Source organism: Sporocytophaga sp. (assembly GCF_017745095.1).
Lineage (GTDB): Bacteria > Bacteroidota > Bacteroidia > Cytophagales > Cytophagaceae > Sporocytophaga.
In genome coordinates this window covers 411,492-437,102 of sequence record NZ_JAGHZZ010000004.1, presented here as the reverse complement: position 1 = coordinate 437,102, position 25,611 = coordinate 411,492, and the positions used below count along the sequence as shown (strand labels likewise).

Sequence of the window (25,611 nt, the reverse complement as noted above, 5' to 3'; positions counted from 1 at the left end):
CTATTTTTTTACTTGTCTCATCACTAAGTTGACAGCTATGTCCTGAAAGAGAAGAGACAATCATGGAAATAATTAATTAGCAGTTTATATTATCGATAGCAAAGAGCTAACAAAAGTCTTAAATACATTTTGATCTGTGAACCTTAAGCTAGTGTGGCTAAATCAAAGACCTTCTTTTAACTTTTAGCTTTACGGTATATATGATATCTGAACAGGAATCTTCTTATCTACCCCAGACAAACGCTCATAAGCTTTTTGAGAAATCTTGATGATGACCTTATCTTCCACATTTCCGTTCTGAAGCTTACCAATCACACGTACAAACAATTTCTGCCCATTTGCCTCATTTTTCACCTGGATAATGGTACCTATTGGGGCAGTTTTATGCAAAGCAAGATATTTTGGGGAATCATTATTTCCTTCAATGACTTCAGCAAAACCGCTTTCAGTGACTTTATTAAAATTATCTGTAGGCGGTACAAATACCTGTTCTTGACTTTTATTATTTTTTGTAACAGCTTTTTGAGTTGAAGTTGCAGAAGCCTTAGGTTCATCCTTTTTTGCTTCTGATCTTGGAGCTTCTTTAGATGCGCTTGCTGTACTCACCGCACCTGATTTCCCAGGTATATTTATCGTCTGACCTACCTTTAAATCTGTAAGGCCTGGATTTGCTTTTTTGATCTCTTCCACAGAAACATTGTATTTTCTGGATAGAGAATAAAGTGTCTCTTTTGGTTCAACTGTATGTGTACCTGCAGCACTCCCCGAAGAAGCTGAAGAAGAAGTTTCTGCAGCATGGGAAACCGCCACAACCGATCCTTTATATGGAATACGCAAAACCTGCCCTACTTTTAGTCCGGCTGACAATTCAGGATTACTTTTATTTAACTCATCTACAGTTACTTTATATTTTCTGGAAATAGAATATAAAGTTTCCTTAGGATCTGCTTTATGAAGCACAAATACTTTCGAATCCTTCTTCTCTACACCAATAGAATCTTGTATACCCGCAAACACATTTGACAATGAGATAAATAAAATCAGGACCAAAAAATACTTCAAGAGAGATACAGCTTTATAATTCATAAATTATCAGTTCCTTTTTTTCTTTAACAAAAATTACAGCATTCTCCAGCAAAAAGAAAGTATCCATACCTACACCCTTAGGGCTTTTGTCCAGAATTTCTTTCAAAAGCACCTCTCCCTCTTCATTGGCTATTAACAGGAGATTTTGAAGTTTATTATCTGAGTAAATATAATAAGAAATAATTATAAAATTTTTATACTCCGCATAGTCAAAGGCCAATGAGGTTTTCTCTCCCGTTACTTCGTGCACATATTCAGATAGTTTTGGAAAATATTCGCTCTCCTGAGTAAAATGTAGTGCATTCTGAATGTTACTTTTTTGCTTTTCTCGAAAGACCTGATTAAGTTTTTTTAAAACTTCTACATCAGAATATTCTTTCTTTTGCTTTCCGGTTTTGAGATCAAGCAAAAAGTAGACCTTATTTTCTTCTTCTTCATTTTGGAGGGCAAGAATACCTTCAGAAAATACACCGCCAAAACTTAATACTTTTTCTTCCCACATTACCTTTCCCGAATCTGATGATACAGAAATAATTCCTCTATGCTCCGGATTCTGTATGTCTTTAAAACCGTGAAGATAGATGTAACCGTCTTTAACAGCTTCCAATCCGACCCACCAGGGTTCATTCTTTTTTATTCCCTGCCATTTGATTTTTTTCTTCTTTAAATCAATAGCACTGAAATCTGCATGGTGCTTATCTGAATTTCTGTATTCCACTACAAGCAAATGATTTACTTCATCGGGAATTACTTTCCAGATCAAACCGTCAAAAGAAAAGGAAGTTAGATTTTGCGTCGACAAGCTTTATTTGTAATTTTTCTGCAAAAATAAGCATTTGAAAAGGTTTACAAAGGAAAAGAAGCAGAAAGCGTAAAGCTGAAAGTGAAAAGTGAACATAAATTGAAGCATGATAGCAGATTGCATGCAAATATTGAAATACTTCATCTTCAGAGAAGGATTTAGGATGAGGTCTATTTCGCACGGTGAGGAAACCGAATACATAATCAAAAAATTTAATTGATTTAGTAACGCTAAAATTAAAGAATGAATATAATAGGAATAATTCCTGCCAGATATGCTTCCACAAGATTTCCAGCCAAACCTCTGGTAGAAATAGGTGGAAAATCAATGATCAGAAGGGTTTATGAACAGGCAGGAAAAGCCAAACTACTTTCCCAAATTGTTGTTGCTACAGACAACAACGAAATATTTAGCCATGTGAAAAGCTTTGGAGGAAATGTAGTAATGACAAGAGAAGATCATCCAAGTGGCACTGACAGATGTTTTGAAGCACTGGAGAAAACTGCCGGGAAATTTGATTTTGTGATTAACATACAAGGTGATGAGCCATTCATTCATCCTGAACAAATTGATCTTCTGGCTTCCGCACTTAACAAAGAAACGGAACTGGCTACTTTGGTTAAAAAGATTGAAGACCAGGAAACTCTATTTAATCCAAATACTCCAAAGGTCATTTTTAATAAATATAAAGAAGCTATTTACTTCAGCCGTCAGACTATCCCATATATTAGAGGAGCTGAGCCAGAGCAGTGGCTGTCAAAAGCAGAATTTTATAAGCATATCGGTATCTATGCTTATCGATCAGATATACTAAAGGCTATTACCTCACTTGAAACGGGCAGTCTAGAAAAATCAGAATCTCTGGAACAATTAAGATGGTTGGAGTATGGATTCAAAATAAAGGTGGAGATTACAACTTATGAGAGCGTAGGGATTGATGTGCCTTCTGACCTGGAAAAAATAAAAGATCTGATTTAAAATCAGATCTTTTTTTCAAGGCTGTCTACAGCAGTTTCTATTCTTAACTTAAAGCGAGTCCATCCTTCTTCCGCATCTACCTTTGTAGAATCGAAATTATAGTCCTTCACTTGCTTCTTTAAAACTGTAAATTTTTGTTTTACTACTTTGGAGCCTTTGTCTGCTTTTTCATCAGCCTTTTTCTCCAAGGCTTCTATTTTATTTTCTAACTTCTCTTTTTCTTCTTCCATTTCAGCTTTTGAAGTTTCCTTCTTTTCCTGTTGAGAATACATTGAAGTTGCGGTATCAGCATGTCCTGCTTCTGTTTTCTTTTCTTCACACCCCGAAAGGTAAATTCCACCAATAAAGGCGAATCCTATAACAGAAGTAACTATGTTTATCTTTTTCATCTCTTTCATCACTTTATCGAACTCACAATTCTTCTTTATTTCGCTGTCTGTCTTTTATACTAAGTTTTCTTTCTTGTTTAACTGCCGCCTTTCCGGCGTACATATCTTTTCTGAGTTTATATGTTACTATCGCACAATCTGATTCCTTTACAATATTTTCTGAAATACTATCGCTAAAAAACCTCTCAAGCCCTTTCTTTTCATGACTAACTAGACAAAGCACATCTGCTTGCACTTGTTTGGTGAAATGCAAAATGCCCTCCTCCTCTGTTTTATCAGTAACTAGATGAACAGGATTGTTCTCCAGCTTAAAATCATCTCTGATTTCATCAAGTGTCTTCTGGATCTTTGCTTCTGGAATATTTCCTGATGGGGTATTGACTTTAAGAAAATGTAGGTCTGCCCCAAATGCTTGTGACATACTTTTAACCTTCGTGATTATTTTATGAACAGGCTCTTCAAAATTCGATGCAAAAACAATGGTTTTGATTTTGAATGCGGCCTCTGTATTCTTCAATATCAGTAAAGGAATGTTAGACTTTCTGATCAACTTTAAAGTAGTAGATCCAAATAAAACTTCTTCAAAATCACTTTCTCCCTTTTTGCCAACGATTATCAGATCTATATCTTCTTCAGCTGCATGCAGGAGGACTTCTTTAGAAACTTTTCCCTGTACTATATCTCCACTACACTTCACCCCTTTTGATTTCAAGCGATCTTCAAAGCCTTTCAGCAGCCTTTGCTTTACTTCCATAATCCTAGCCTGGTAATCCATCTGCAACTCATCTTCAAACAATGGATCACCGAAAGAACCAATCTTTGGTACATAAACCTGCTGCACAACATGGAGCAGCTTCACTTCACAGTTCTTTTGCAAAGCAATGTATGCCGCTGCTTCAATAGCCTTTTGAGAGTAAATTGAAAAATCCACGGGCACCAGTATTCTTTCCATTAATCAGTTCCTTATGTCTTTAAATGCAACAGTTTTAAAAATCAAATTGTTGGAACCATCCTCCAAATCGCACTGAGAATCAAGCCATTTAGACATATCTTAAAATTTTTTAAAACAAAAAAAAGCTGAGATCAGATTTTTCTGGTTCTCAGCTTTATAAAATTGTTTGAACTTAAGGCGTTTAACCACCTATTTTCTTTACTTTATAACCTTTGCTTTGAAGGTGGGCCATAACTTTATCTCTGAAATCACCTTGTATCAATATTTCCCCGTCTTTAACACTTCCGCCTACTCCGCATTTTTGCTTTAACTCTTTACCTAATGCTTCAAGGTCTTCAACTTTACCAACAAATTGAGTGATAGCTGTAACAACTTTTCCTCCGCCTTTTCTGTCCAACTGAATTCTGAGGTCTTGTTGCTGAGGAGGTAAGGTAGTAATTTCTTCTCCCTGATTGTATTGAAACTCAAACTCGGGGTTGGTAGAAAATACAACTCCGTCTCTGTTCTTTTTACTTTTTTTCATACTGACAAAACTCTTAAGCTGTTAGGCACAATAGATATTTTTAATCTGGCTTCCATATTCACCGGTTCTCCATCAAGATGCACCGGACCAGATGACCTTCTTTCGATTTCAATATTTTTGGCTTTGACAATATCCAGATAGTGAAATTTATTTACTCTTTTAGTAAATAACCTAAAACCAAGATTCAAAAGAGATCTCAATGGAAAAGGATGCATCATACAAACATCAATAAACCCATCCTGAAGACTGGCCTGAGGAGCTATAAATACGTTGTTACCGTATTGTGATGCATTGGCAAAACTTAAAAGAAAAGCCTTCATTTCTATCTCTTTTCCATCAAGCGTGATTTTATAAGATTCACATTTATAGCTCTGATATTGCGTAACAACTGTTTTTAAATAGGTCGAAAATCCTCTGGTTTTCTGCTCAGCAAAGACTTTTCCGATCAGAGCATCAAAGCCTACTCCTGCAGTGCAAAAAAAAGGTAAATCATTCAATGTACAATGATCTACTGAAATTGGAGCTGCTTCAAGAAGGTATTTGATAGATTTTTGAATATTAATCGGAACCTGTAAGTGTCTGGCAAGACCATTTCCGGAGCCTAGTGGAATAATTCCCAAAGCAGGCTTTTGGCCAATAAGACCGGTGGCTACTTCGTTGATAGTGCCATCTCCACCTACTGCTACTACTGCATCAAAATTTTGATTCACCGCTTCCAGAGCCAGCTCTGTTGCATGCCCCTTGCATTTGGTGAAGGCTATTTCATAAGACCTTCCGGAGTCGTTGAAAATTTCTTTTATATTTTGTGGGATATCTTCCTTGCTTCTTACGCCTGCAATAGGATTAATAATAAAGAAAAATCTCTCTGGTTTTTGTTTCATTTAATTTACCCTTTTCAAACCAACAAATCAGTTGCTCGAAAATACGACATATTCCTCATTTCACATATATATTCTTATTTTCAAGGATATTCAAGCGCTGAATTTTTATAATAGTATAATTGCTTAATTTTATTTTTTATTTGGGCTGCTATTAAATTTATATACAGATGGAGACCACTTCTTCTAAAAAATTTTACCATACACTTTACTTTTATGTCCTGATTGCAATTGGTGCAGGTGTTTTTATAGGGTATTTCTTTCCCTCAACCGGAGCACAGCTAAAGCCGTTCGGAGATGCTTTTATCAAACTCATCAAAATGATTGTTCCAGGAGTTATTTTCACCACTGTCGCTGCAGGTATTGCTAATGTAAAAGAAAACAAGAAAATAGGAAGAATAGGTTTTAAGGCATTTATATACTTTGAAGTAATGAGTACTCTTGCCCTTGTAATTGGGCTTATTGTAGCCAAACTCCTTACACCAGGCAAAGGAATGAATGTCAACCCTGCTACCCTTGATATTTCAGGCATTCAAGGCTATACCGAATCAGCCAAAAAATTTGATACAATTACCTTTTTGCTGGACATTATACCTGACTCTTTTTTCGGAGCTTTTGCAGAGGGTAAAATCCTTCAGGTGCTGTTTCTGGGCATCCTATCCGGATTCGCAATATCGCGGATGGGCATATACAGAGAGCCCCTTATCAAGGGAATAGATTACTTCAATAGTTTCTTCTTTAGAGTGGTTGCAATTATTCTAAAAGCCTCGCCCATAGGGGCTTTCGGCGCTATGGCTTTTACTATTGGTAAATATGGTATTGAAAGCCTATTATCCTTGGGAGAACTTATGGCTTCCGTATATTTGACTTGCTTCTTTTTTGTTTTTGTAATTCTAGGAATAATGTGTTGGTTGGCAGGCTTTTCCATCTTCAGGATTTTAAAGTATATAAAGGAAGAAATATTTCTTGTACTTGGTACCAGTTCCTCCGAGCCCGCCTTACCTGGATTAATGAAAAAAATGGAAAATGCAGGTTGTTCCCAATCCATTACCGGCTTAGTAGTACCGGCCGGTTATACTTTTAATCTTGATGGAACTTCTATTTATCTGACTATGGCTACCATGTTTATAGCCTATGCAACCAACACCAAAATAAGCCTCTGGGATGAAATAGGATTGCTTGGCATTCTCATGCTTACTTCCAAAGGAGCTGCAGCTGTAACAGGTGGAGGTTTTATTGTCCTTGCTGCAACACTTTCATCTATTCATAAACTGCCCGTAGCTGGTATCGCCCTACTTTTGGGTGTTGACAGATTTATGTCAGAGGCTAGAGCAATTACAAATCTTATAGGAAATACCGTAGCTACATTGGTTATTGCGAAATGGGAAAAGGAGTTTAAACCAAGTGAATACTCTGAAAACCTTAAATAATCTGATTTCAAAAAAGATCAAATTTTAATCAGGATAAAGTAAAAGTTAGCCCAACAGACAACTCTTTAACAAACTGGACAACAATGCCATAGGTCAACTATAAAACAATTCTCCTCTCTACCGACTTACTTTAATAATAAGTACGAATCCGGGGAGATATTGAATTTATGTTAAAACAACTGGCTTATCTGTTTTTCTTTATCTTTTCATTCATCTCTGAAAATGCTGCCAAAGCGCAGGTGAAAGAACCTGGCAATACTTATATTCCCTGGGAAAAAATTAAGATTAACGACGTAGAAAAAAACGTTGCTGATACGGTTGTGATCATCATTACTACAAGAAAATTTTTTTCAGATAAAATACAGTTATTTAGTAAAGATCAGGATGCCCCCTGTCATTTGCATTATGTTGTTGCAAGGCTGAAAAACAAATCATGGAATCTCGAAATTAAAAATTCATTTGAAGAAGCTGCTTTAGAGATGCCTTCCAATAAAGACTTTCTATTCTATGTTCACGGAGATGGCAAATCATTTCCTGATGTGCTCGAAGGAGGCTTACGCATGAGTATTCTGTATAGTGTTAACTTTGTTGCTTTTGATTATCCAACCAAAGACGAAGAATTACCCTTCTGGAGAAATTTTCATACTTCCATTATCAATGTTAACAATGCAGTTACTTCATTTGGCAAAATGATCAACGAAGTAAAAACCTATCGTGCATTACATAATACCAATGGCCACTACACCTTGCTTTTACATAGTCTCGGAAATGTATTGATCAGAAATTCTAAGGGTCTTCAGGACTCCTCAATAGTTTTTGAAAACATAGTGATGAATGCACCTGCTGTCAAACAAAGAAAGCATTCACAATGGGTTGAAGATATATCATTTCAGAAAAACATCTACATCATTTCAAATAGACGTGATATAATCCTCACCGGGGCCTATTTCCTGACATTCAAGAGTTATCTGGGGAAAAAACACAGGAAACCTCTTGCTGAAAATGCAACATATGTTCGACTAGATAATGTTGCAGGCCATAAACACAGCTTTTTTATTGATATCGAGCTTCTGAATCTTGCACCATCCGTTAAACATTTTTATGATCAGGTACTTCACGGATTGCCTGCAGACAATGAGACTTGTTGCTATCTGAAGGCAAAAAAATGTAAGAACAATTATTCTATGAAAAAAAAACCTGATTGTAAGTTTCTTATTTCCAATGACAAAATTTTTGTAACCAGTCCGGCAGCTCCTGCAATGACAGAATTAAGCCTTTCTAATTTTATCAATCAGATATTCCATTCCAAAAAACTCCGAACAGGTAGTAACTGAGCTAATTGTAACACCTAATACACCATGCAAACTTATATTCTGACCTGTGAAGAAAAGATTCGGCACTTTAGTTCGTGTTGGTATGAAAGTTTTGATCGGATCGTTGTAATCTTTCATCACTCCATACATACTTCCATCTTTTGTACCTATATAATCCCTGTAGGTTAAAGGAGTAGATGTATTATAGGATTTGATCTTGCCTCTTAGGCCTGGAATTCTTTTTTCCAGTTCATCAATCAGCTTTTCCGCCTTTCTTATTTTAAACTCCTCATAACCTTCCCCTCTATTGGTTCGATGGTGCGGTATCGTATGAAAAGAAAATTCCCAGGGAGCCACATCTTCATATTTCATGTAAGCCATTATAGTCAGGCTTTCCGCATACTCTTCATCTTGCCTGCTTACAGGAAAGAATAGTGCATAACCCAAAGGCCAGTTGTCCTCATTATAATTCAGAGTATTCCATACATCCTCATTTTTATAATGGTAAATATTGCTATTCCTGTACTTTAAGGTTTTAGGTTTTAAGACTATGTTAAGAATAAATACAGAACTGGTATTTTCAAGGCTGTGAATCCTTGTAGAGTAAGCTTTCCTGATTTTTCCAGACTCTACCATATCAAGCGTATTGCTTGGATGGATATTGGATATAAATCTTTTCCCCTCCACTCTTTCGCCGTTTGTTAACTCAACTGATTCAATCTCATCACCTTTGAAACAGAATTTAGTAACCTCCGAATAATTCCGGATTTCACCACCCATTTCTTTTATTGATTTTGTTAAAATTGTTGCAATCTGAGCCCCACCTCCGATACATTTATAAGCACTTTCAATATAGCTATTGATGATAAGGCCATGTACATAAAGAGGTGTTTTTTCTCCAATGCCTGCGTATAATGGGTTGGTGCCAGCAAGCACATTCTGAAGCAATGTATTTGAAGTAATAGATTCGATGTATTGCTTTGCATTTACCGATAAATATTCTGTATTAAAAAAACTTTGTTCACTATACCTTAAATTATACAGAGGAGAAAAATTACTTATTTCTTTCAGCTTTGCGCAGTAATTATGAATGGCATCTTTCTCCAATGGGAATTGTTCAATTAGCTTTTCACTGAACTTTTCATATCCCATTGCATAGGAATATTCCTTTTCATCTTTATCAAATGAAACCACATCAAAGCTTTCTTCATCCAGTTTCTTCAGCTTTAGCTTTTCCATAAGACCGAAATATCTGAAGTATTGATTCAGATTTTGTCCTTCATCCAAGCCTCCTATATAATGGATACCAGTATCAAATATTGCTTTGTCCCTCACGAATATCTGAAGATTACCCCCTATTTGTCTGTTCTTTTCGAGAACACAGACAGAGTTACCCTCTTTGGTAAGTGTGTATGCACATAATAAGCCCCCCAAACCACTTCCAATAATTACATAATCAAATTGTGGCATTCTAAAAAATTATTTTTTTATGATAAAAATTCTATTTGAGGTCAGTTTTGTATTGTCTACAATCTCAACATCAAGTCCCTTGTCTTTCGCCTGTTTTACGATAGCTTTACCAGAAAGATACGAAAGAGGATTTTCCGTTTTGTTAAACTTGACAAAACGAGTAGAGAAAAACTCCGTTAGCTTAGTGCCTTTATGTCTTTCCTGATAATCTGAGTCTCCATCTCTCAAAATCAACATTCCTCCTGGATTTAACTTATCAAAGCATTTATCTAACAACTCCGTTTGTACTACTTCAGGAAGATAATGCATCACATCATTCAGTATAATCACATCTGAATTCTGAATATCATACTTTGTAATATCCGCTGCTTCAAATCTAACACTTGCAGGTTTTGCGAATCCGTTCTCTGCTACCTCTATCTTCTCCGAGTCATAATCAACTCCAACTATTTTTCTTTCATCAGAAAGGAAGCCCAGCATATTGCATAAAAACCCATAACCACATCCCAAATCCGTGATCACAGCTTTCTTAGGCACAATAGTATTGAAAAACTCATAGTTATTCTCAAGTCTCAATTTTACTCTCATATACCACTCAAGAACTGGCCCCTTATAGATATAGTTCTTGATTAGCCTATCCTTATAATAATTTACTGTTTCCTCAAAATCTCTCAATTTCTGATATTCACCTCTGAAATATCTTCCGATCAATTTTGCTCTTTCAGAGTATGTTTCTCCATATGTCTTGTCCTCTGAAGATATTCTTGGAAGTAACTTCATTGTTATCCTTCCATTCTTCAGGAGTAGGTCACCTTTCGCAATGGTATCCCCTGTGCCATGTAAAAGAAGCGGAATAATATCAAGCTTTAAGCGTTCTGCCATAAGAAAAGCTCCCTTGTGGAATCTGGCAACTTTCTTGTCTGCTGCTCTTGTTCCCTCAGGGAAAATTATAATTGAATAACCTTCATCAACCAATGCTTTTAACTTTTCCAAACCTGCCTCATGATCTGAGCTGGCAAGGTAAAAATCAGCTGAGCGAATAACTCTTCCAAAGAATGGAGAATTCCATACCCACTCATTCGTTACCATTACCATTTTTGGATAAAGCATAATAGTAACCAGAATATCCAGGAATGATTGATGATTCGCGATGATTACAGCAGGTTTCTCAAAGTTTTCACCGGTTTCATTGATAATCTTCTTCCTTACATTTCCCATAATATAAATCATGGACTTGCTGAAATACATCAGCAGATAATGCAGTATGAGCTTTCTCTTACTCGCTTTAGCAGGAAGTACATACAACACAATAGGACCAACTACATTTAAAAGAAGACATCCTAAAAGGAAATAAGTATATGCAACAGCTGTAAAAAACAAGCCTTCCGCAGTGTATGGATCAAATCCTTTTCTGGTTCTATTTGTGATCAGAAGTCTGAACAGCAAAGGCTGAACGGTATAGGATATGATGATTACCGAGAACATTCCTACAATCGATAAGAACGCTATGGATTGCAGTGCCGGGTGTTGAGCAAATACTAATACACCTATTCCAACTATAGAGGTAAATGCCGAAAGGAATATGGAGGTTTTATATGAAGCAAGATTATTCAGTCCCAGTCTATATTCCTGAAGAAGACCAGACATAATAAATATACTATAGTCAATACCCAGCCCGAGAATAAATGTAGAGATGATGATATTAACTATATTAAATTTAATACCGAGCATTCCCATCAATCCAAGTGTCCAGAGCCAGCTCAGACACATAGGTACAAATGCTATCATACCTAGTTCAATCCTTCCGTAAGATACAACCAGTATAAAAAACACTAACCCAAGGGACAATACTTCCAGAAGACTGAAATCTCTGTTCAAAATTTCAATAAACTTGTCAGTAAGATATTTCTTATCAACTATAGTGAGGTTATCATTTTCATGAATATCAGCATAGACCTGTTTTTTATCCTCCTCATCAACTTTCAACAAGGTTACAACTGTTGTCAGATCTTTGCTTTCCGTGATAAAATCATTAAAGAATAATTTTCTGACATCCGCAAGATCTTCCATAGTCACTGGCTGATATTGCTTATCCAGAAGTTCAAAGAATCCTGCAAATGCCTCAGGTTTGAATTTATACTTTGCAGAAGATTCCAGTAGATTCTTTTTTAGTAAAGCTTTCTTTTCATCAGTCCAGTAATTATTCCATCTTTTGATCTTTTCCTTTTGCAGACTATCACTGATAAGCATTTTACTTACTGATGTATACTTGCGGACGATTCCTTCTTCCTTCAACTTTTCAACCTGGTCCGCAACTTTTTCACTGCTGGCCAGCGCCTCATTCAATGTTTTTCCGCTTGAGACAAGGTAAACTGATTTAGAGGAGGCTGAACTGATTTTATTAAGATTTTCCTGAGCAACAAAAAGCTTATCCGACACATAGTTCATCTTGAGCATATCGCTTTCGAATTCCACCAATTGATATGTATATGCACAGATTATAGAAACCACAGCGATAGCCCCTATGATAAAGGGATTTCTATCAAACTCGTATGAAGTGTATTTATGAACAAAAGAAAGACTTCCATGATCTTCAGCTTTATGCTCTTCAACTTTCTTTTTCTTAAGAAAATGAGGAAGTACAATTAAACCTATCAAAGCCGCATTAATACAGCTGATAGCTGCAAATAAACCAAGATCCTGCAAGGCTTCACTTTTTACAAACATCAGGCAGAAGAATGAAGATGCAGTGATTAAACAACTTAGCAAAAGCGGAGTAGTTACATCCTTTATAACTGCCTTCGGAGAGCCTGTACTCTTATAGTGCGTAAATATATGGAGTGAGTAATCTATGGTGATACCAAGCAACACCGATCCCATGCCCAGAGCTATAGCAGAAATATTTGGTCGGAAGAAAGTCAAAATTGCTAGTGAAATTAGTCCGCCAATAGCGACCGGGAGGAATATCAGAAATACAATTGCTGCCCTTCTGAAAAACAAGCTGATGAATACTACAAGTATAGAGATAGCTATTGATACAGTAATTGTAATATCATTTTTGATTCTTTCGGCATTGCCTACCGACATAGCCATTGCACCGAAATATTCTGCTTTTACTTTTCCACCCTCTATCTTTTGTAAACTATCGATAGCGGCATCTACACCTTTTAGAAATACTGAATTCTTTGCTGTTTTATTTCCTGAATGAGCAGGGTCAATAAAAAATACCAGGTGTTTTTTATCTTTAGTTACAATACTTCCATTATATAATTCATAGTTATCTTCATATTGAAGATTCTGAAGTTTTTTTAAGCCAATGAATGTAATACCTACAGGATCTTTGACAATAAACTGCTTCATCACAATGCTGGCAGGCGAAATCAATGTTTTGTAATTCCGTACCATTGTGGAGTCCAGATGTTGTCTTCCTGTCAACAGATCGATGTCTTTATAATCCTTCTCATCCAGAAAAAGGGGAATATTTTCATAGAAGGTATTATAAACCTGAGCCATCATATCGTCAGACACTTTGTAATTGATGTCTTTGATATATTCAGGCTGATATCTCTCCTTCAGCACTTCTGCCAGATTTTCGGAGAAACCAACAAGTTTATCAGGATCAGTTACAGTAGTATCATTCAGGTATAAATGGAAGATAAGCTTATCTGTAAATTTAGAGTTTTGGAAGATCAGGTTCATCTTTGTGATCTTCTCATCCTTCGGCATTATCTTGGAAATATCTTCCTCCATTTTGATGCCCGAAGCGAAAAACGCAGCTACAGCAATGACTGAACAGATAATGACTGCAAGCAGCCACCTACGTTTTTCAAAAAAATTATAAAGATTAAGAAACAGATCTGACATTAATATTTCAGCTTGAAATTTCAGTATTTAGCTTTTGCCTTGCAGGAAAAACTTTTAATAACAAATAAGTAATAAGACCAAACAACACAGCTGCCGCTACTGCAAGCAACATGCTTCCTACGGTATATTGGAAGAGATCTGCTTTAACATTTTCTAATGTTATATCTCTGTTGAATATCAAAACATCTTTACCATTAGGTAACACCATACCTCCTGACTTATAGCTTAGGAAAATAAGAATGGGAATCATTGGAGGTATGCTAATGTGTGCAGCTGTTACAAACAACACCTTATTTAATTTCATCAGGTGTGCCAGCGTAATTCCGACAATCAGCTGAAAACCCCATATAGGCACTATCCCCATGAAAACACCAAACATCACCGAAAGCGTTTTTCTGACATCAGATTCATCTCTGTTGAAAACATACTTTTTGAAAAAGTCAGCTATGCTATTTCTATTGAGACTTCTGATTACTTTAAAAGGTTTGATAAAAAGAACAGCAATCACAACCAATACTGTGTTCAGGACACTGACTCTGCTGAAATCTTTAAAGGGCCTGAAGTGTGTTACCCGTTCTTTGCCATAATATACCTGCACTGGCACTGAATCAACCTTTACGCCTTTCCAGGATGCTCTTACTATATTCTCAATTTCAAATTCATATTTTCTTGAGAACCATTTCATTTTATATAATGGCTCCAAGGGATAAAGCCTGTATCCTGATTGGGTATCGGGAAGCTTCACTCCTGTTTCAAACCAAAACCAGAAATTAGAAAATTTATGTCCAAAGCTGCTTTTGCCTGGCACAGAAGATTGTTCCATATTCCTTGCACCTACAATAAGTGTCCCTGGTTCTTTTTCAATCTTATCTATAAATACAGGAAGATCCGATGCCATATGCTGGCCATCTGAATCTATAGTAATGGCATATTGATATCCCTGTTCAAAAGCCACTTTGAATCCTGTGCGAAGGGCCATGCCTTTGCCCATATTTTGAGGCTGGTGAACTACTTTAACCTGGGTAAAAGACTCAAGAATGCTTGGCGTAGAATCTGTAGAGCCATCATTAACAACAATGACATTTGCCGTATATTCCAACACATCCCTGATCACATTGGACAAAGTTTTTTCATTGTTGTATGTAGGAATCAGCACACAACATTTAAGCTTGTCAAACTTTTCCCTATAGTTATCTTTCAGAGATTGCATGAATAATTTGATATTGAATATTACTAGTCAAAAAACTGATAAATAACGTATTCCCCGCCTGTTTAATTCCTCAAAAGCAAAAAATATTAATCAGTCCCTTATGGCTATTATCTGAAGGTTCCGCTAAACTTAAAGAATACTTTATCTTCAAAAAATATGGTATTATTCACTTTGATAACAGAATCATCCTGATGCTTATAATTGATATCGAAATCAAGGAATTTATTAACCTTCGGATTTACAATATTCATAAACTTCAGATTATCGCCTGTAACCAGAATCAGTTCTTTTTCTAAAGCTGAAGAAAGCATTTCTTTAATCATCTGCACCATGCATACTCCCGGCACAACAGGATTTCCCGGGAAATGCCCTTCAAATATTTTATGCTTTTCGTTCAGTTCCACTCTGACTTTTAAAGAGCCTTCTGCGATCGGCTCTACTGTTTGTACTTTATAGAAATTATTCTCTTGTAACATATTATCTTTTCAAAAGACTCATCTTAATTGTCAACTTAATATTCTGATGATCTAGCAGAATATTGGAAGGTACTTCACCTGAATAATCAGTGAATAAAATCTCCACCTTTGTCTTGGACTTCTTTCCGTAAGTCGTCATTATTTTTGACAACTTGCCGTCATCAAGTTTGTAAAAATAGGCATTTTCTTCCTTCTTTCCTCTGAGCCTGTAAATTACATGCGTGCTATCTTTTGAAACAACTGCTTCTGAAGCAATTAATGGATTCATAAGCAACAGCCTAAAATCGTCCCTAAGAAGGTTAATTACAACCTTTTTATTCATTTGGTCAATGCAGTAGTGTACCTTAAAAAAATCAGAGGGGCCGAGCTCAAAATCAAAAAGTTTGACACCTACTTCTGTTGTAAATACAAGTCTGTACTTATCCGGTTCTGTGTTTTTTATAATTAACAATCCGCTAAGGTAATGACCATAGACATCTACGGCAGTTTTATATACAAAAGCTCCACTATCACTTTTAAATAGCGATATCAGCTCATCTGACTTCAGTGGTCTTCTTTCTTCTCCAGTAACAGCTGTTTTAGAGCCCTTACAAGAGAAAAGCAAAACAATCAGAATACTACTTAATATGAAACTTCTCATCCGGAATTTCGGCATTTACTTTTTTATTAGTGAAAGCGATATTGGTATAATCTCCTGATGGCTCAGTCATTGTCAGTTTGGAAACTGTAAAATCCTTTTTATCAAAATATAAACTGATGCTTTTTAAAAACCCTTTCATATTCTTATTCAGAGGAGTAAGGTCTACCAGATAATACTTTTCATTCTGATAGTACTTGATTTTATAATCTTTGCTGTTCAATACATTCCCCTGTACACTATTGACAATCATGTTGTTGATCTCCTGGAACATTTTGTTTGACTGCATGTCGTACTTATTTTCCCTTGAGTCGTCTTTGATATAGACTTTATTTTTATTCATGATAATCAAATACTGAAACGGATCTGTATACTGCCATCTCAGCATGTTGTCCTTCTTAAACATGAAACTGCCTTTGGTAATAATTTTCTCTGCAAGTACACTCAAGTTTTTCTCCTGAACAAAATCACTTTGAATGGTCTTGGTTTCTTTCGCAGTTTTTGAAAGATTATTCTTAAATGAAACCGAATCTGTAAGCGGACCAAAACCAGGGTGCTGACTAAAAGCAATTGTGGTAAGACCAAAAATAAGTGAAAGAATAAATCCGAATTTCTTAATTAACAGCATATGCATCTTTATTTACAAACTTCTCAATTGATACAAAAGAATAGCCATTTTCCTTTGCATAAAGAATAAATGATTCTAATATCTCAACAGTCCTGTCGTTTGTATCGTGAAACAAATAGATAGCTCCTGGTTTCAGAGCTTTTTTCAGTTTATCAAGTAAACTGTTTTTATCCATTACAACAGTATCAAAGGAACGAACATTCCAACCAATTACAGAATATCTTGAATTTCTAAGCGCCTTATACAAAGGAGGATTTGTTACCCCATATGGCGGCCTGAAATACAACGGATATTTTCCCAAAACTTCCTTCACCTTATCATCGGTTTGCTTCAATTCAACTTTCATGCCTGAAGGTGATTTCAGGTCAAACCAGAAAGAATGATTAAAAGTATGATTTCCGACTATGTGCCCCTCCTGATATGTTTTTTTCAATAAAGCTTCATTCCCCTCGATATTTTTTCCAATAACAAAAAATGCTGCGGGGACAGAATGCTCTTTTAAAATTTGTAATATTCTCGGGGTTATTTCAGGATGGGGTCCATCATCAAAGGTTATGCATAATTCCTTCTTAATGTCAGGACCGGCACAAACAGCTTTTACAAAAAAGCCTGCACTCAAATAGGTTACTCCATAAAATACCACTCCAGAATAAGCTAATACTGAAAGTACCAGCCACCAAAAAGAAAAACCTTTTTCGATCGCCAGATAAAGGAGCAGTGCCGAAATTATAAAAAATAATGTGCTGACAAGTTTAAACCTCAACATGAGGATAGTAATATGAGGGAATGATTTCCGCAGTAATGATTATACAAAAGAATCTTATTCACTTCCTTGTCAGGAGTGCGACTCACAGAAACACATGTAGGAATTTCTTTTTTCTTTAGTATCTGGGAAGCCAACCAAACTCCAAACGCAGAAGATGTTGAATATTCACCACAAAGATTTTTGAAGGCAGCTGAATTATTTTCTTTAAAGAAGTTTTCTTTAAATTCTGAATATACTCTATCCCCTTCCTTATCTCCATTAGCACCTAACAATATCAGATCAATATCTTTAGATTGTATGTTGTTAGAAGAAAGAATTCTGTCCAGAACCTTTTTTAGATCTTCCTTGCTATTTGTATTAAACAGCATTTCTACTGCCAGCACAGTTGCATAAGGATCCTTTGGGCTTGAAGAGAGTGAAAAGAATGTAGCTCCTTCTCCAGGAATCGTCCCGTCAGAATTTTTATTAAAAAACTCAGAAGTCTGAGCCCCAGTCTTCCACAAACCTTTTTTGGCATGAATAGAATAATGGTTAGGTGTAATTTCATCCACCCCGCCTAACAGGACGTTAGAAGCTTCGCCTTCTTTTAGCAGAAGTATAGAATCCACAAAAGCACTTTCGAAAGAAAGGTCTCTGTGAACATAGGTGAAGTTATAATTATTGCAGGTAAGCAGCAATGCAATCTGAGCCCCAACAGTATTGTGAGTAGACTGGATAAATGAGGTTGGGGTTAAAAACTGTTCTTTATTATTAAGGATATTACAAAGAAAATTCTCAGTGTCCTCAAGGCAGCCCATACCAGTACCTGTAATGATTGCATCAGGATTTTCAACCTTTGCATCTCTAAGACAATAGTTAGCAGCAGCGACACCCATTTTTATAACCTTTCCCATTCTTCGTGCAGCAGCAGGGGATATAAACTCCTTATAATTTGGTTCTACCACTTTGAAATAGTCCTGATGATATTTTATCTCTTCCAGAAAAGAGGAATTGTCCAGAGTATTCTGGGGAGAGACATTACCAAGACCATTAATATAAATCTGCATAATTTAAATCTTCTTAAAAACAAGAGCTGAGTTATTCCCTCCAAAACCAAATGAATTGGAAAGTACACTTTTGATATCTACACCTGATAGTAATGAAGTTTCAGGAGCAAGGTCCAGCTCTTTCATCTTCGCCTTAAAATTAAGATTTGGGAAGATGGTTTTATTCATAATTGATAACGTAGAATAAACAGCCTCAATACCACCACATGCTCCCAGAGTATGGCCTGTATATGATTTTGTGGAACTGAATTTCGGAACTTGATTGCCAAACAGTCTTGTCATCGCCGTTCCCTCAGATAAGTCGTTATTTGGAGTTCCAGTACCATGAACATTGATATAGTCAATTTCCTCAGCTGTCAATCCAGCCACTTCAAGAGCCTTTTTCATAGCAAGGAAAGCTCCTTGTCCGTCAGGAGAGCTTGCAGTCTGGTGATAAGCATCATTGGTATTGGCATATCCTCCAACTTCAGCTAGAATAGGTCTATTTCCGGCTTTTGCTGCTTCTTCAGACTCTATCACAATGTAGCCTGCCCCTTCTCCGAGATTTAAGCCTTGTCTGCTATCATCAAACGGTCTGCAATGCTCTTTATCCAAAATCATCAATGTATTGAAACCATTGATGGTAAATACTGTAAGGGAATCAACGCCTCCAGCCACAACTCTGTCAATCATTCCTGCCTTGATCATTCTTGCGCCAAGCATGATAGAATTGGCAGAAGAGGAACATGCAGTGCTAATTGTCGTCATGAAGTCTTTAATTCCCAATGCCTCAGCGATTCTTTCAGTGCTTTCCCCGCAGTCATGGGTTTCCAGAAATTTCATAAAATCTCCCTTGTCCGCAGGATCAAGATATCTCTGATAAAGCATTTCAGTCTTGCCCATTCCACCGACAGAAGTCGCTGATATAAAACCCGTCCTGAGTTTTGCAACTTTATCCAGGCCAGCGGCAAGATATGCTTCTCTTGCAGCAATGATTCCTAACAAAGTAGTTCTTGTCACTGGCCGATTCATATCAAATCCGGCCATTTGACCAAGATCCTTATCGGAAAGCTTTACTTCCGAAACAGGAATGATATTTTTATGAACAGTATCAAGGTTTTGAATATGCCCTATACCAGGCCTTAAAGAAGTCAATGAGTTATAGTTCTCCTGTACATTGTTTCCAATGGAAGAGATAACTCCAAGACCGGTAATGACAACCTTTTTACTCATTCCTGATTATGCTTTTTTATGCTCTGCAATATAGTCTGCCATCGACTTGATCGATGAAAATATCTTTTTAGCTGAAGCTGCATTTTCTACTCTTAAACCATATTCCTTCTCAAGAAGAACGATAAGCTCAAGAGCATCTATACTGTCAAGACCAAGTCCGTCTCCAAACAAAGGAGCTGTAGGATTGATATCTTCAGGTTTTACATCTTCCAGCTTAAGGGCCTTTATAATTTGAACCTTTAATTGGTTTACTAAATCTTCCATAATAAAAACTTAAAAATTATATATTTTTTTAATTTGTTCTGCTGTATGAGTTATCAAGTTCTCTGCTTGAGCCGCTTCAGCAAGATATAAAAAGGCCTCATATTTGCCTTCACAAAACTCTACCCAACCGGCAATACAGGATTTTAATTTTCCCGAAGAGAAGAGGTTATTAACATAATCTGTAATAAACTCAGGATTATATTCTTCAAAAATAAAAAAAGTATTTTCACCTTTTATCTTATTTCTGATACAAATTTCCCCGATAACTATATTTGGCAAAGTATAAACAAACACAGCAGGACTTGGAAAGTAATTACTTTTATCCTTAACTGTTTCATAATAAGAAGCATCAGTATGCAAACTCGAACTGGAGTTCGAAAGTACCACACCAATCTCCGTATCAGTATATTTTTCTTTGATCGCAGAGTCTTTTAGAATCAACTCGGTTGCCATTAATCCAAGCTTGCACATATCATCCATTTTGTAAAATGGGGAATGCGTTATTTCAAGCTTTTTATAAAGACTTCTTATAAAGGTAGCAAAGTCATCTTCCGGAGCCCCTTTAAGAAATTCTTCACCATTCAAAATGGCCTGATTATTTCTTATGATCGAATATGATTTTATAAAACCTATACTGCTCATTGTTTCTCAAAAATCAACGCTGCATTACATCCTCCGAAACCGGCAGCTGTTTTTAAAACTCTATTGACCTTCTTCTCTATGCAATCACTCAGTACATTTACGGGCTGGGTAACTCCCATTTTGGAAAAACCTGCTGTTGCAAACAGAATATTATTTTTCATGGAATAAGCTGCCATAACAGATTCTGCTATACCAGCCGCTCCAAGCGTATGTCCAATATATCCTTTCAAACTGTTCATCGGCACTAGTTCCAGTTTGGCAGAATGAATTGCCTTAGACTCCATTTCATCATTATAATTTGTAGCAGTGCCGTGCCCAGATATATAATCAATCTCTTCTGCACAAATTGAGGCATCTTTTAAAGCCCCATCTATTGCAAGAAACAAACCTTCTCCTGTTCTCGAAGGACCAGAAATATGGTTGGCATCGTTGGTGATCGCTCCACCTATTACCGCAATAGAAGTGTTGTTTTCCGGCTCAACAGAAAGAATAACAGTTCCTGCACCCTCTCCCAGGCTTATCCCATCCCTGCCTTCATCATATGGCTTGCAAGGTCCACTTCCAATCGCTTTAAAAGACTGAAAACCTGATACTGTAAATTCAGAAATAACATCACCTCCAGCTACAATTACATTTCTATATTTACCCTCATTTAAAATTCTCTTCCCTAACAGTATTGCCACAGAGCCAGATATACAAGCATTGGATATCACAAGTGGCTGGTTAGGATTTTTGAAAAAAGAACTTATAACTCTGGCCATTACAGCCAGCTTTAAACGTTCTTTGGGGACTCTCTCTTTATATTTATTTTCCAGAAGATCTATATTTCCTTTGGCAGTGGAAATGATAAATAAAGTATCATTAGATGCCGGATCAATTTTAGTTTTATTCAGAGCATCCGAAATACTTGTGATAATCATTTTCTCAAGTCTTGTATACCCTTCTTTTGAATTTAACCTGCCGAAAGATTCTTCTAATATAGGAGTCTTCACCAATGATGCATAAAATGGAGTAGGGGAAATAAAATGATCTTCCGAAAGCAATACTCCGGAGCATCTTTCCCTCATTTTTGCAGCATTTTCCCCGGTATTAAACCCTAGGGAGGTGATAACATTATCCGATATTAAAAAAACTGATTTCATCCTTTTTTATAAAGCCACTTTTCTTTCCACTGCTGATAGCAATCCGGATTTGTTATTGAAAGTTCCCCATCTTTTAGAAAAACCTGAATGGTTTTTCCTGTCGTAAGAAGTTCCCGTCCCCTTGAAGTATCCCTGTAGATTTTATAATCAAATATGATTTTTGCAGCTTCTGTTGGAACAAATGTAGTCTCTACAATTGCTTTCTCCTGAAGTCTTAGAGGCCTTTTATAATCGCAGTTTGCTGTTACAAGAGGAGTTAAATACCCCTGTGAACTGTACAATTCAACAAAATCGAGGTCAAATTCCTTCCCGAATGCATCCCTGCCATCTTCAAAAAATTTGAGGTAATTTCCATGCCAGACAATACCCATCGCATCCACCTCACAAAACCTGACTTTTATCTCTGTTCTGGCAACTAGTAAATTTGTTTCCAACTCTTATTTATTAAAATCCGAATTCTTTTTAATTATAAAGCCTAGTCTTCATTAACTTCTGACTTTAAATTTATTATAAAAATAGGCCATAATTAGCATTGCTCCAAAAAAACCGGTTAATGCTGAAATTTCAGGCAATATTTCCTCCACCCCTGCTCCTCTAAGAAATAGGTTATTGAAAGTTTCCATACTCCATCCCAGGGGAGATATGACACTCATTTTTCTCAATATTTCCGGCATTACAAAAACCGGTATCCAGATTCCTCCTATCGCTGCAAGGATTACAATAGAAACGGCTGCAAATGTGGAAGATTGCTGATGAGTTTTAAATACGGTACCAAGTAATACGCCTAACCCTGTAGCTGCCAGCCCTATAGACACTACTGCCAGCAAAAGTGCTGAAAGATTTCCACCTATTTCTAGGGCAGGTAATCCAAGATGTGGCATTAAGAAAATTCCTGCCAACATCATCAGTACAAACTGTGCAAGCGTAATTAATAAGTAAGCCAGAACTTTCCCAATCATTACAACTAAAGAAGTTCCTGGAATCGTTCTTAACCTTAAGGTGCTACCATCTTCCCTTTCTTTAATGATGCTGCCAGCCAATGGAAGAACGATAAAGAAAATACCAAAAATAGTCCAGGCTGGAACATTATGCTGAACGGAATTCAGAGACAGGCCTTGTAATTCAGGTACCGCAGTTTTCTGATCTAATTGTATAAACCTTCTGGTATCTATATTAAACTGATTCCCATTAGGAAAATACTGTGATAAATGTTGTGAGATGACCTTTATAGACTGGCTAGCCTGATATCCATCAAGAATTTTATCCAAAGCCAGTTGCACCGACTTTTTGAATGAAGCTTGTAATGCAGGATCATAAATTACCTGAATGGCTGCATGCAGAGAATCCTTGATATCTTCAGACGGACCATTGGTAAGCTCACCAAAAGCCCTGCTGATGTCTCTGCTTATATGAGTTTGAAGCATCAGAGAAGTACCGGGAGGAACTACTACTCCAACTTTATAAGTTCCTTTATTTACTTCTTCCCTGATATTGTTTAAATCGTATTTTGAATATTCCGCCTGTGTTATTTTAAATATCCCTGCCTGGTTCAGACCTTGTGATATTGCCTTTCCGCATTCATCTCCATCCTGATCTAAGAATATAACCTTTATTTCAGCCTGCTGATAATCTCTGAAAGGACCATCCTGAATCAATGCCATGATGATGATCATTGTTAAAGGCATCAGAAACAAGATTGCCAAACCAGCCTTGTCTCGGATCAGGATCAAAAGTTCCTTATAAATGGCAAAGAAAACTCTCATGCTAATCTCTTAATTCCTTTCCTGTAAGTTTAATAAACAGGTCTTCCAAATTAGAACATGGATTTTCCTGAGCTATCAGTTGAGCTGGCTCTCCTTCTTTAATGATTCTTCCTTTGTCGATGATAGCAATTCTGTTACAAAGATCTTCGGCTTCTTCCAGGTAGTGACTTGTATAAATTACAGTAGTTCCCTTGCTGTTAATTTCTTTTAATGTTTCCAAAATAAGCACTCTGGATTGAACATCGACGCCTACTGTAGGCTCATCAAGAATTATGATGGAAGGCTTATGAAGGATACCGGCAATAAGATTCACCCGTCTCTTCATGCCTGTAGAGTACTCGTTTATTTTTTTGTGACGGTGATTCGACAGCCCCATTTTAGGAAGCCAAAAATCGACTTCACTTTTAATAGTATTTCCAGGTATGCCATACATGCGACCAAAGAAACGTAGATTTTCTTCCGCAGTCAGTGAAGGATACAAAGCTATGTCTTGCGGAACCAGGCCATAGTATTTTTTTATTTTCTCTGGATATCTTAAAATATCGGTTTCATTCATATAAGCTGTGCCGATATTAGCAGGTGATAATCCACAGATAATGGAAATCAAAGTTGTTTTTCCTGCTCCATTAGGACCAAGTAATCCAAAAAAATCGCCCTTTTGAATTGTCAGATTTACCCCCGAGAGCGCAGGAGCAAATCCCTTTTTATAGGTTTTGAAAAGATTATTTACCTGAACCACTTTTTATAAGGTAATTTTTTTCAGTTTGGTAAATATTGCCTTCTCACGATCTGCGCATTCCAGTAATATATCTGATAATGTTTTATAAGATACTGCGGAAGAAGCTCTTCCTTTACAGATTCTTCCCGCCTCAAATGCAAAATCTCTCCATCTGTCTCCGGTTTCAGTAACTTCCTGAGCTACTTCCTGAAGCCATGGCTGCTGAAGGTGATTAGATGCTTCCTGAAGAAACGCCCCAAATATAAATCTAAACCCTCCGCCTCCGGTTCCGATTTCTTCCTGCATCCTTATTACCTGACCCAGGTATAAAATAGCTCTTCTTTCATCAAGTTTATCCGGCCATTTTTTCAGGCTTTTAGCCAGAAATCTGATTCCCTTTACGCCAAAAAGTGGAATAGGTACATTCAGCATATCGCCTGCTGTCTGCTTGATTCCTTTCACTATAGCGGGTTTAAAATCAAATGAAGTTGGCACTACAGTTGGGTAATACATCTTTCCTTTCGGAGGCATTGTCCCTTTGGCGAATCTGGCTCTCACCAAATCATCATAGTCTATTTCACAAGTTTCTTCAAGGATAGGATCACTCACAAGGTATTTTCCGTTTCTTTTTCCAAAAACAACAATATTATGAGCGTTGAAATGAAATCTTAAAGCTTTAGGTAAATAAGGAAGGTAAAACACACTTGTCAATAACCCAACAGGCAAGCCTTTTTCCAATGTACGATCCAGCTCTTCCATTGCTTTTGTTTCACTTCTGAAAGTTGTAGAGTGAATTGAAATCCCAAGCCGGGAGCTTACCCTTTTAAATATCCATCCTGGAAGTATTCTGTAGGATGTAACAGGTAATCCATTTAGTTTAACAAATGGCAGGTAGCTAAAAAACAGACCTGAACCTATACCAAAAACCATTGGTTCAGAAATTCCAAGGTTATGAAACTTCAATAGATTAGATACTGCGCCATTTTCACAGTGCGCACTCTGATTATGTTCAAATTGCACTTCCAAGGTTATTCAGTTTTTTTTAGTTGTGCCACAGAAATATTCAAAGCACGAGCATATTTTTCAAGGGTCTTCTGGTTCAACTTTGCAAATGCGGAAGGACGCAAATGCCAGATAATTTTGAACCACGAAATGCCGCTTAGTTCTGCAAGCATACCTTTGGTGATCATATTTTTTTCAAGATGAAAAAGCAATGGACTGGCTTTACCTGCCAATACTTTTTGTCTGGCAGCTTCAACCTTTTCATTGATTACTTCCCAGGCTTGATCCAGAGCGACATTTTCAGGTTCCCAACCAGCAGTCTTTACTTTAGTATAAGTGCCATTTTTATCAGTTGCATATATAACCTTCCTGACGCCTTCCAGGACACCATGATCTTGAGGAACCTGATCTTTTTCCATA

26 protein-coding genes are annotated in these 25,611 nt (G+C 36.7%); 3 read left to right on the top strand and 23 right to left on the bottom strand.

The annotated features are described in order from the left end of the window. Window positions 1-189: 189 nt before the first annotated feature. Together J7604_RS08860 and J7604_RS08855 are read right to left on the bottom strand one after the other, a co-directional pair. A complete protein-coding gene (locus tag J7604_RS08860; RefSeq protein ID WP_293894263.1) occupies window positions 190-1,086 on the bottom strand; it encodes a LysM peptidoglycan-binding domain-containing protein in 897 nt (298 codons plus the stop codon). Continuing rightward, window positions 1,076-1,888 (bottom strand): DUF4905 domain-containing protein, encoded by an 813-nt coding sequence (locus J7604_RS08855; RefSeq protein WP_293894260.1) that lies wholly within the window; start codon window positions 1,886-1,888, stop codon window positions 1,076-1,078. The genes J7604_RS08860 and J7604_RS08855 overlap by 11 nt, the downstream gene beginning before the upstream one ends. Before the next feature lie 243 nt (window positions 1,889-2,131). Between J7604_RS08855 and kdsB the strand changes: the two genes are divergently transcribed. After that, window positions 2,132-2,866, top strand: coding sequence for a 3-deoxy-manno-octulosonate cytidylyltransferase (gene kdsB, locus J7604_RS08850; RefSeq protein ID WP_293894257.1), 735 nt, complete (start codon window positions 2,132-2,134; stop codon window positions 2,864-2,866). A gap of 2 nt (window positions 2,867-2,868) precedes the next feature. On the opposite strand, the gene J7604_RS08845 is transcribed toward kdsB, so the two are convergent. From J7604_RS08845 to J7604_RS08830, 4 genes are all read right to left on the bottom strand, one after another. After that, the gene (locus J7604_RS08845; RefSeq protein ID WP_293894254.1) at window positions 2,869-3,255 is read right to left on the bottom strand and encodes a hypothetical protein; all 387 of its coding nucleotides are present in this window, start codon (window positions 3,253-3,255) and stop codon (window positions 2,869-2,871) included. A 22-nt stretch (window positions 3,256-3,277) separates the two neighbouring features. Continuing rightward, on the bottom strand, window positions 3,278-4,207 hold the full coding sequence (locus J7604_RS08840) for a universal stress protein (protein ID WP_293894251.1): 930 nt from the start codon (window positions 4,205-4,207) through the stop codon (window positions 3,278-3,280). Window positions 4,208-4,388: 181 nt separating this feature from the next. Next, window positions 4,389-4,730: a translation initiation factor gene (locus tag J7604_RS08835; protein WP_293894248.1), complete on the bottom strand. Its 342-nt coding sequence runs from the start codon at window positions 4,728-4,730 to the stop codon at window positions 4,389-4,391. Then, a complete protein-coding gene (locus J7604_RS08830) occupies window positions 4,727-5,611 on the bottom strand; it encodes a diacylglycerol kinase family protein (RefSeq protein ID WP_293894245.1) in 885 nt (294 codons plus the stop codon). The genes J7604_RS08835 and J7604_RS08830 overlap by 4 nt, the downstream gene beginning before the upstream one ends. 167 nt (window positions 5,612-5,778) lie before the next feature. Between J7604_RS08830 and dctA the strand changes: the two genes are divergently transcribed. Further along, entirely contained in the window at window positions 5,779-7,038 is a 1,260-nt protein-coding gene (dctA, locus tag J7604_RS08825) for a C4-dicarboxylate transporter DctA (protein ID WP_293894242.1), read from the top strand. 167 nt (window positions 7,039-7,205) lie between these two features. Beyond that, window positions 7,206-8,372: a hypothetical protein gene (locus J7604_RS08820; protein WP_293894239.1), complete on the top strand. Its 1,167-nt coding sequence runs from the start codon at window positions 7,206-7,208 to the stop codon at window positions 8,370-8,372. Here J7604_RS08820 and J7604_RS08815 read toward each other — a convergent pair. From J7604_RS08815 to J7604_RS08735, 17 genes are all read right to left on the bottom strand, one after another. Beyond that, on the bottom strand, window positions 8,307-9,821 hold the full coding sequence (locus J7604_RS08815) for an NAD(P)/FAD-dependent oxidoreductase (RefSeq protein ID WP_293894236.1): 1,515 nt from the start codon (window positions 9,819-9,821) through the stop codon (window positions 8,307-8,309). The genes J7604_RS08820 and J7604_RS08815 overlap by 66 nt on opposite strands. Before the next feature lie 9 nt (window positions 9,822-9,830). Continuing rightward, complete coding sequence (locus J7604_RS08810; RefSeq protein ID WP_293894233.1) at window positions 9,831-13,685, bottom strand: trifunctional MMPL family transporter/lysophospholipid acyltransferase/class I SAM-dependent methyltransferase; 3,855 nt, start codon at window positions 13,683-13,685, stop codon at window positions 9,831-9,833. A gap of 7 nt (window positions 13,686-13,692) precedes the next feature. After that, complete coding sequence (locus J7604_RS08805; RefSeq protein ID WP_293894230.1) at window positions 13,693-14,895, bottom strand: DUF2062 domain-containing protein; 1,203 nt, start codon at window positions 14,893-14,895, stop codon at window positions 13,693-13,695. A gap of 107 nt (window positions 14,896-15,002) precedes the next feature. Then, window positions 15,003-15,371: a hypothetical protein gene (locus J7604_RS08800; protein ID WP_293894227.1), complete on the bottom strand. Its 369-nt coding sequence runs from the start codon at window positions 15,369-15,371 to the stop codon at window positions 15,003-15,005. Window position 15,372: 1 nt separating this feature from the next. After that, window positions 15,373-16,011 (bottom strand): hypothetical protein, encoded by a 639-nt coding sequence (locus J7604_RS08795; protein ID WP_293894224.1) that lies wholly within the window; start codon window positions 16,009-16,011, stop codon window positions 15,373-15,375. Continuing rightward, window positions 15,989-16,636 (bottom strand): outer membrane lipoprotein carrier protein LolA, encoded by a 648-nt coding sequence (locus tag J7604_RS08790; protein ID WP_293894221.1) that lies wholly within the window; start codon window positions 16,634-16,636, stop codon window positions 15,989-15,991. Before J7604_RS08790 ends, J7604_RS08795 begins: the two co-directional genes overlap by 23 nt. Next, window positions 16,623-17,402, bottom strand: coding sequence for a polysaccharide deacetylase family protein (locus J7604_RS08785; protein WP_293894218.1), 780 nt, complete (start codon window positions 17,400-17,402; stop codon window positions 16,623-16,625). The genes J7604_RS08790 and J7604_RS08785 overlap by 14 nt, the downstream gene beginning before the upstream one ends. Continuing rightward, complete coding sequence (locus J7604_RS08780) at window positions 17,396-18,448, bottom strand: beta-ketoacyl synthase chain length factor (protein ID WP_293894215.1); 1,053 nt, start codon at window positions 18,446-18,448, stop codon at window positions 17,396-17,398. The genes J7604_RS08785 and J7604_RS08780 overlap by 7 nt, the downstream gene beginning before the upstream one ends. A gap of 3 nt (window positions 18,449-18,451) precedes the next feature. Continuing rightward, window positions 18,452-19,660 (bottom strand): beta-ketoacyl synthase, encoded by a 1,209-nt coding sequence (locus J7604_RS08775; RefSeq protein WP_293894212.1) that lies wholly within the window; start codon window positions 19,658-19,660, stop codon window positions 18,452-18,454. Between the two features lie 6 nt (window positions 19,661-19,666). Further along, complete coding sequence (locus tag J7604_RS08770) at window positions 19,667-19,924, bottom strand: phosphopantetheine-binding protein (RefSeq protein WP_028979573.1); 258 nt, start codon at window positions 19,922-19,924, stop codon at window positions 19,667-19,669. Window positions 19,925-19,933: 9 nt separating this feature from the next. Then, window positions 19,934-20,566, bottom strand: coding sequence for a hypothetical protein (locus J7604_RS08765; RefSeq protein ID WP_293894204.1), 633 nt, complete (start codon window positions 20,564-20,566; stop codon window positions 19,934-19,936). Then, on the bottom strand, window positions 20,563-21,708 hold the full coding sequence (locus J7604_RS08760; RefSeq protein ID WP_293894201.1) for a beta-ketoacyl synthase N-terminal-like domain-containing protein: 1,146 nt from the start codon (window positions 21,706-21,708) through the stop codon (window positions 20,563-20,565). Before J7604_RS08760 ends, J7604_RS08765 begins: the two co-directional genes overlap by 4 nt. Beyond that, a complete protein-coding gene (locus J7604_RS08755; protein ID WP_293894198.1) occupies window positions 21,705-22,142 on the bottom strand; it encodes a thioesterase family protein in 438 nt (145 codons plus the stop codon). The genes J7604_RS08760 and J7604_RS08755 overlap by 4 nt, the downstream gene beginning before the upstream one ends. Before the next feature lie 51 nt (window positions 22,143-22,193). After that, on the bottom strand, window positions 22,194-23,471 hold the full coding sequence (locus tag J7604_RS08750; RefSeq protein ID WP_293894195.1) for an ABC transporter permease: 1,278 nt from the start codon (window positions 23,469-23,471) through the stop codon (window positions 22,194-22,196). A 1-nt stretch (window position 23,472) separates the two neighbouring features. Beyond that, window positions 23,473-24,210 (bottom strand): ABC transporter ATP-binding protein, encoded by a 738-nt coding sequence (locus tag J7604_RS08745; protein WP_293894192.1) that lies wholly within the window; start codon window positions 24,208-24,210, stop codon window positions 23,473-23,475. 3 nt (window positions 24,211-24,213) lie between these two features. Further along, on the bottom strand, window positions 24,214-25,209 hold the full coding sequence (locus tag J7604_RS08740) for a BtrH N-terminal domain-containing protein (RefSeq protein WP_293894330.1): 996 nt from the start codon (window positions 25,207-25,209) through the stop codon (window positions 24,214-24,216). A gap of 8 nt (window positions 25,210-25,217) precedes the next feature. Further along, window positions 25,218-25,610: a hypothetical protein gene (locus tag J7604_RS08735; RefSeq protein WP_293894189.1), complete on the bottom strand. Its 393-nt coding sequence runs from the start codon at window positions 25,608-25,610 to the stop codon at window positions 25,218-25,220. Window position 25,611 lies beyond the last annotated feature (1 nt).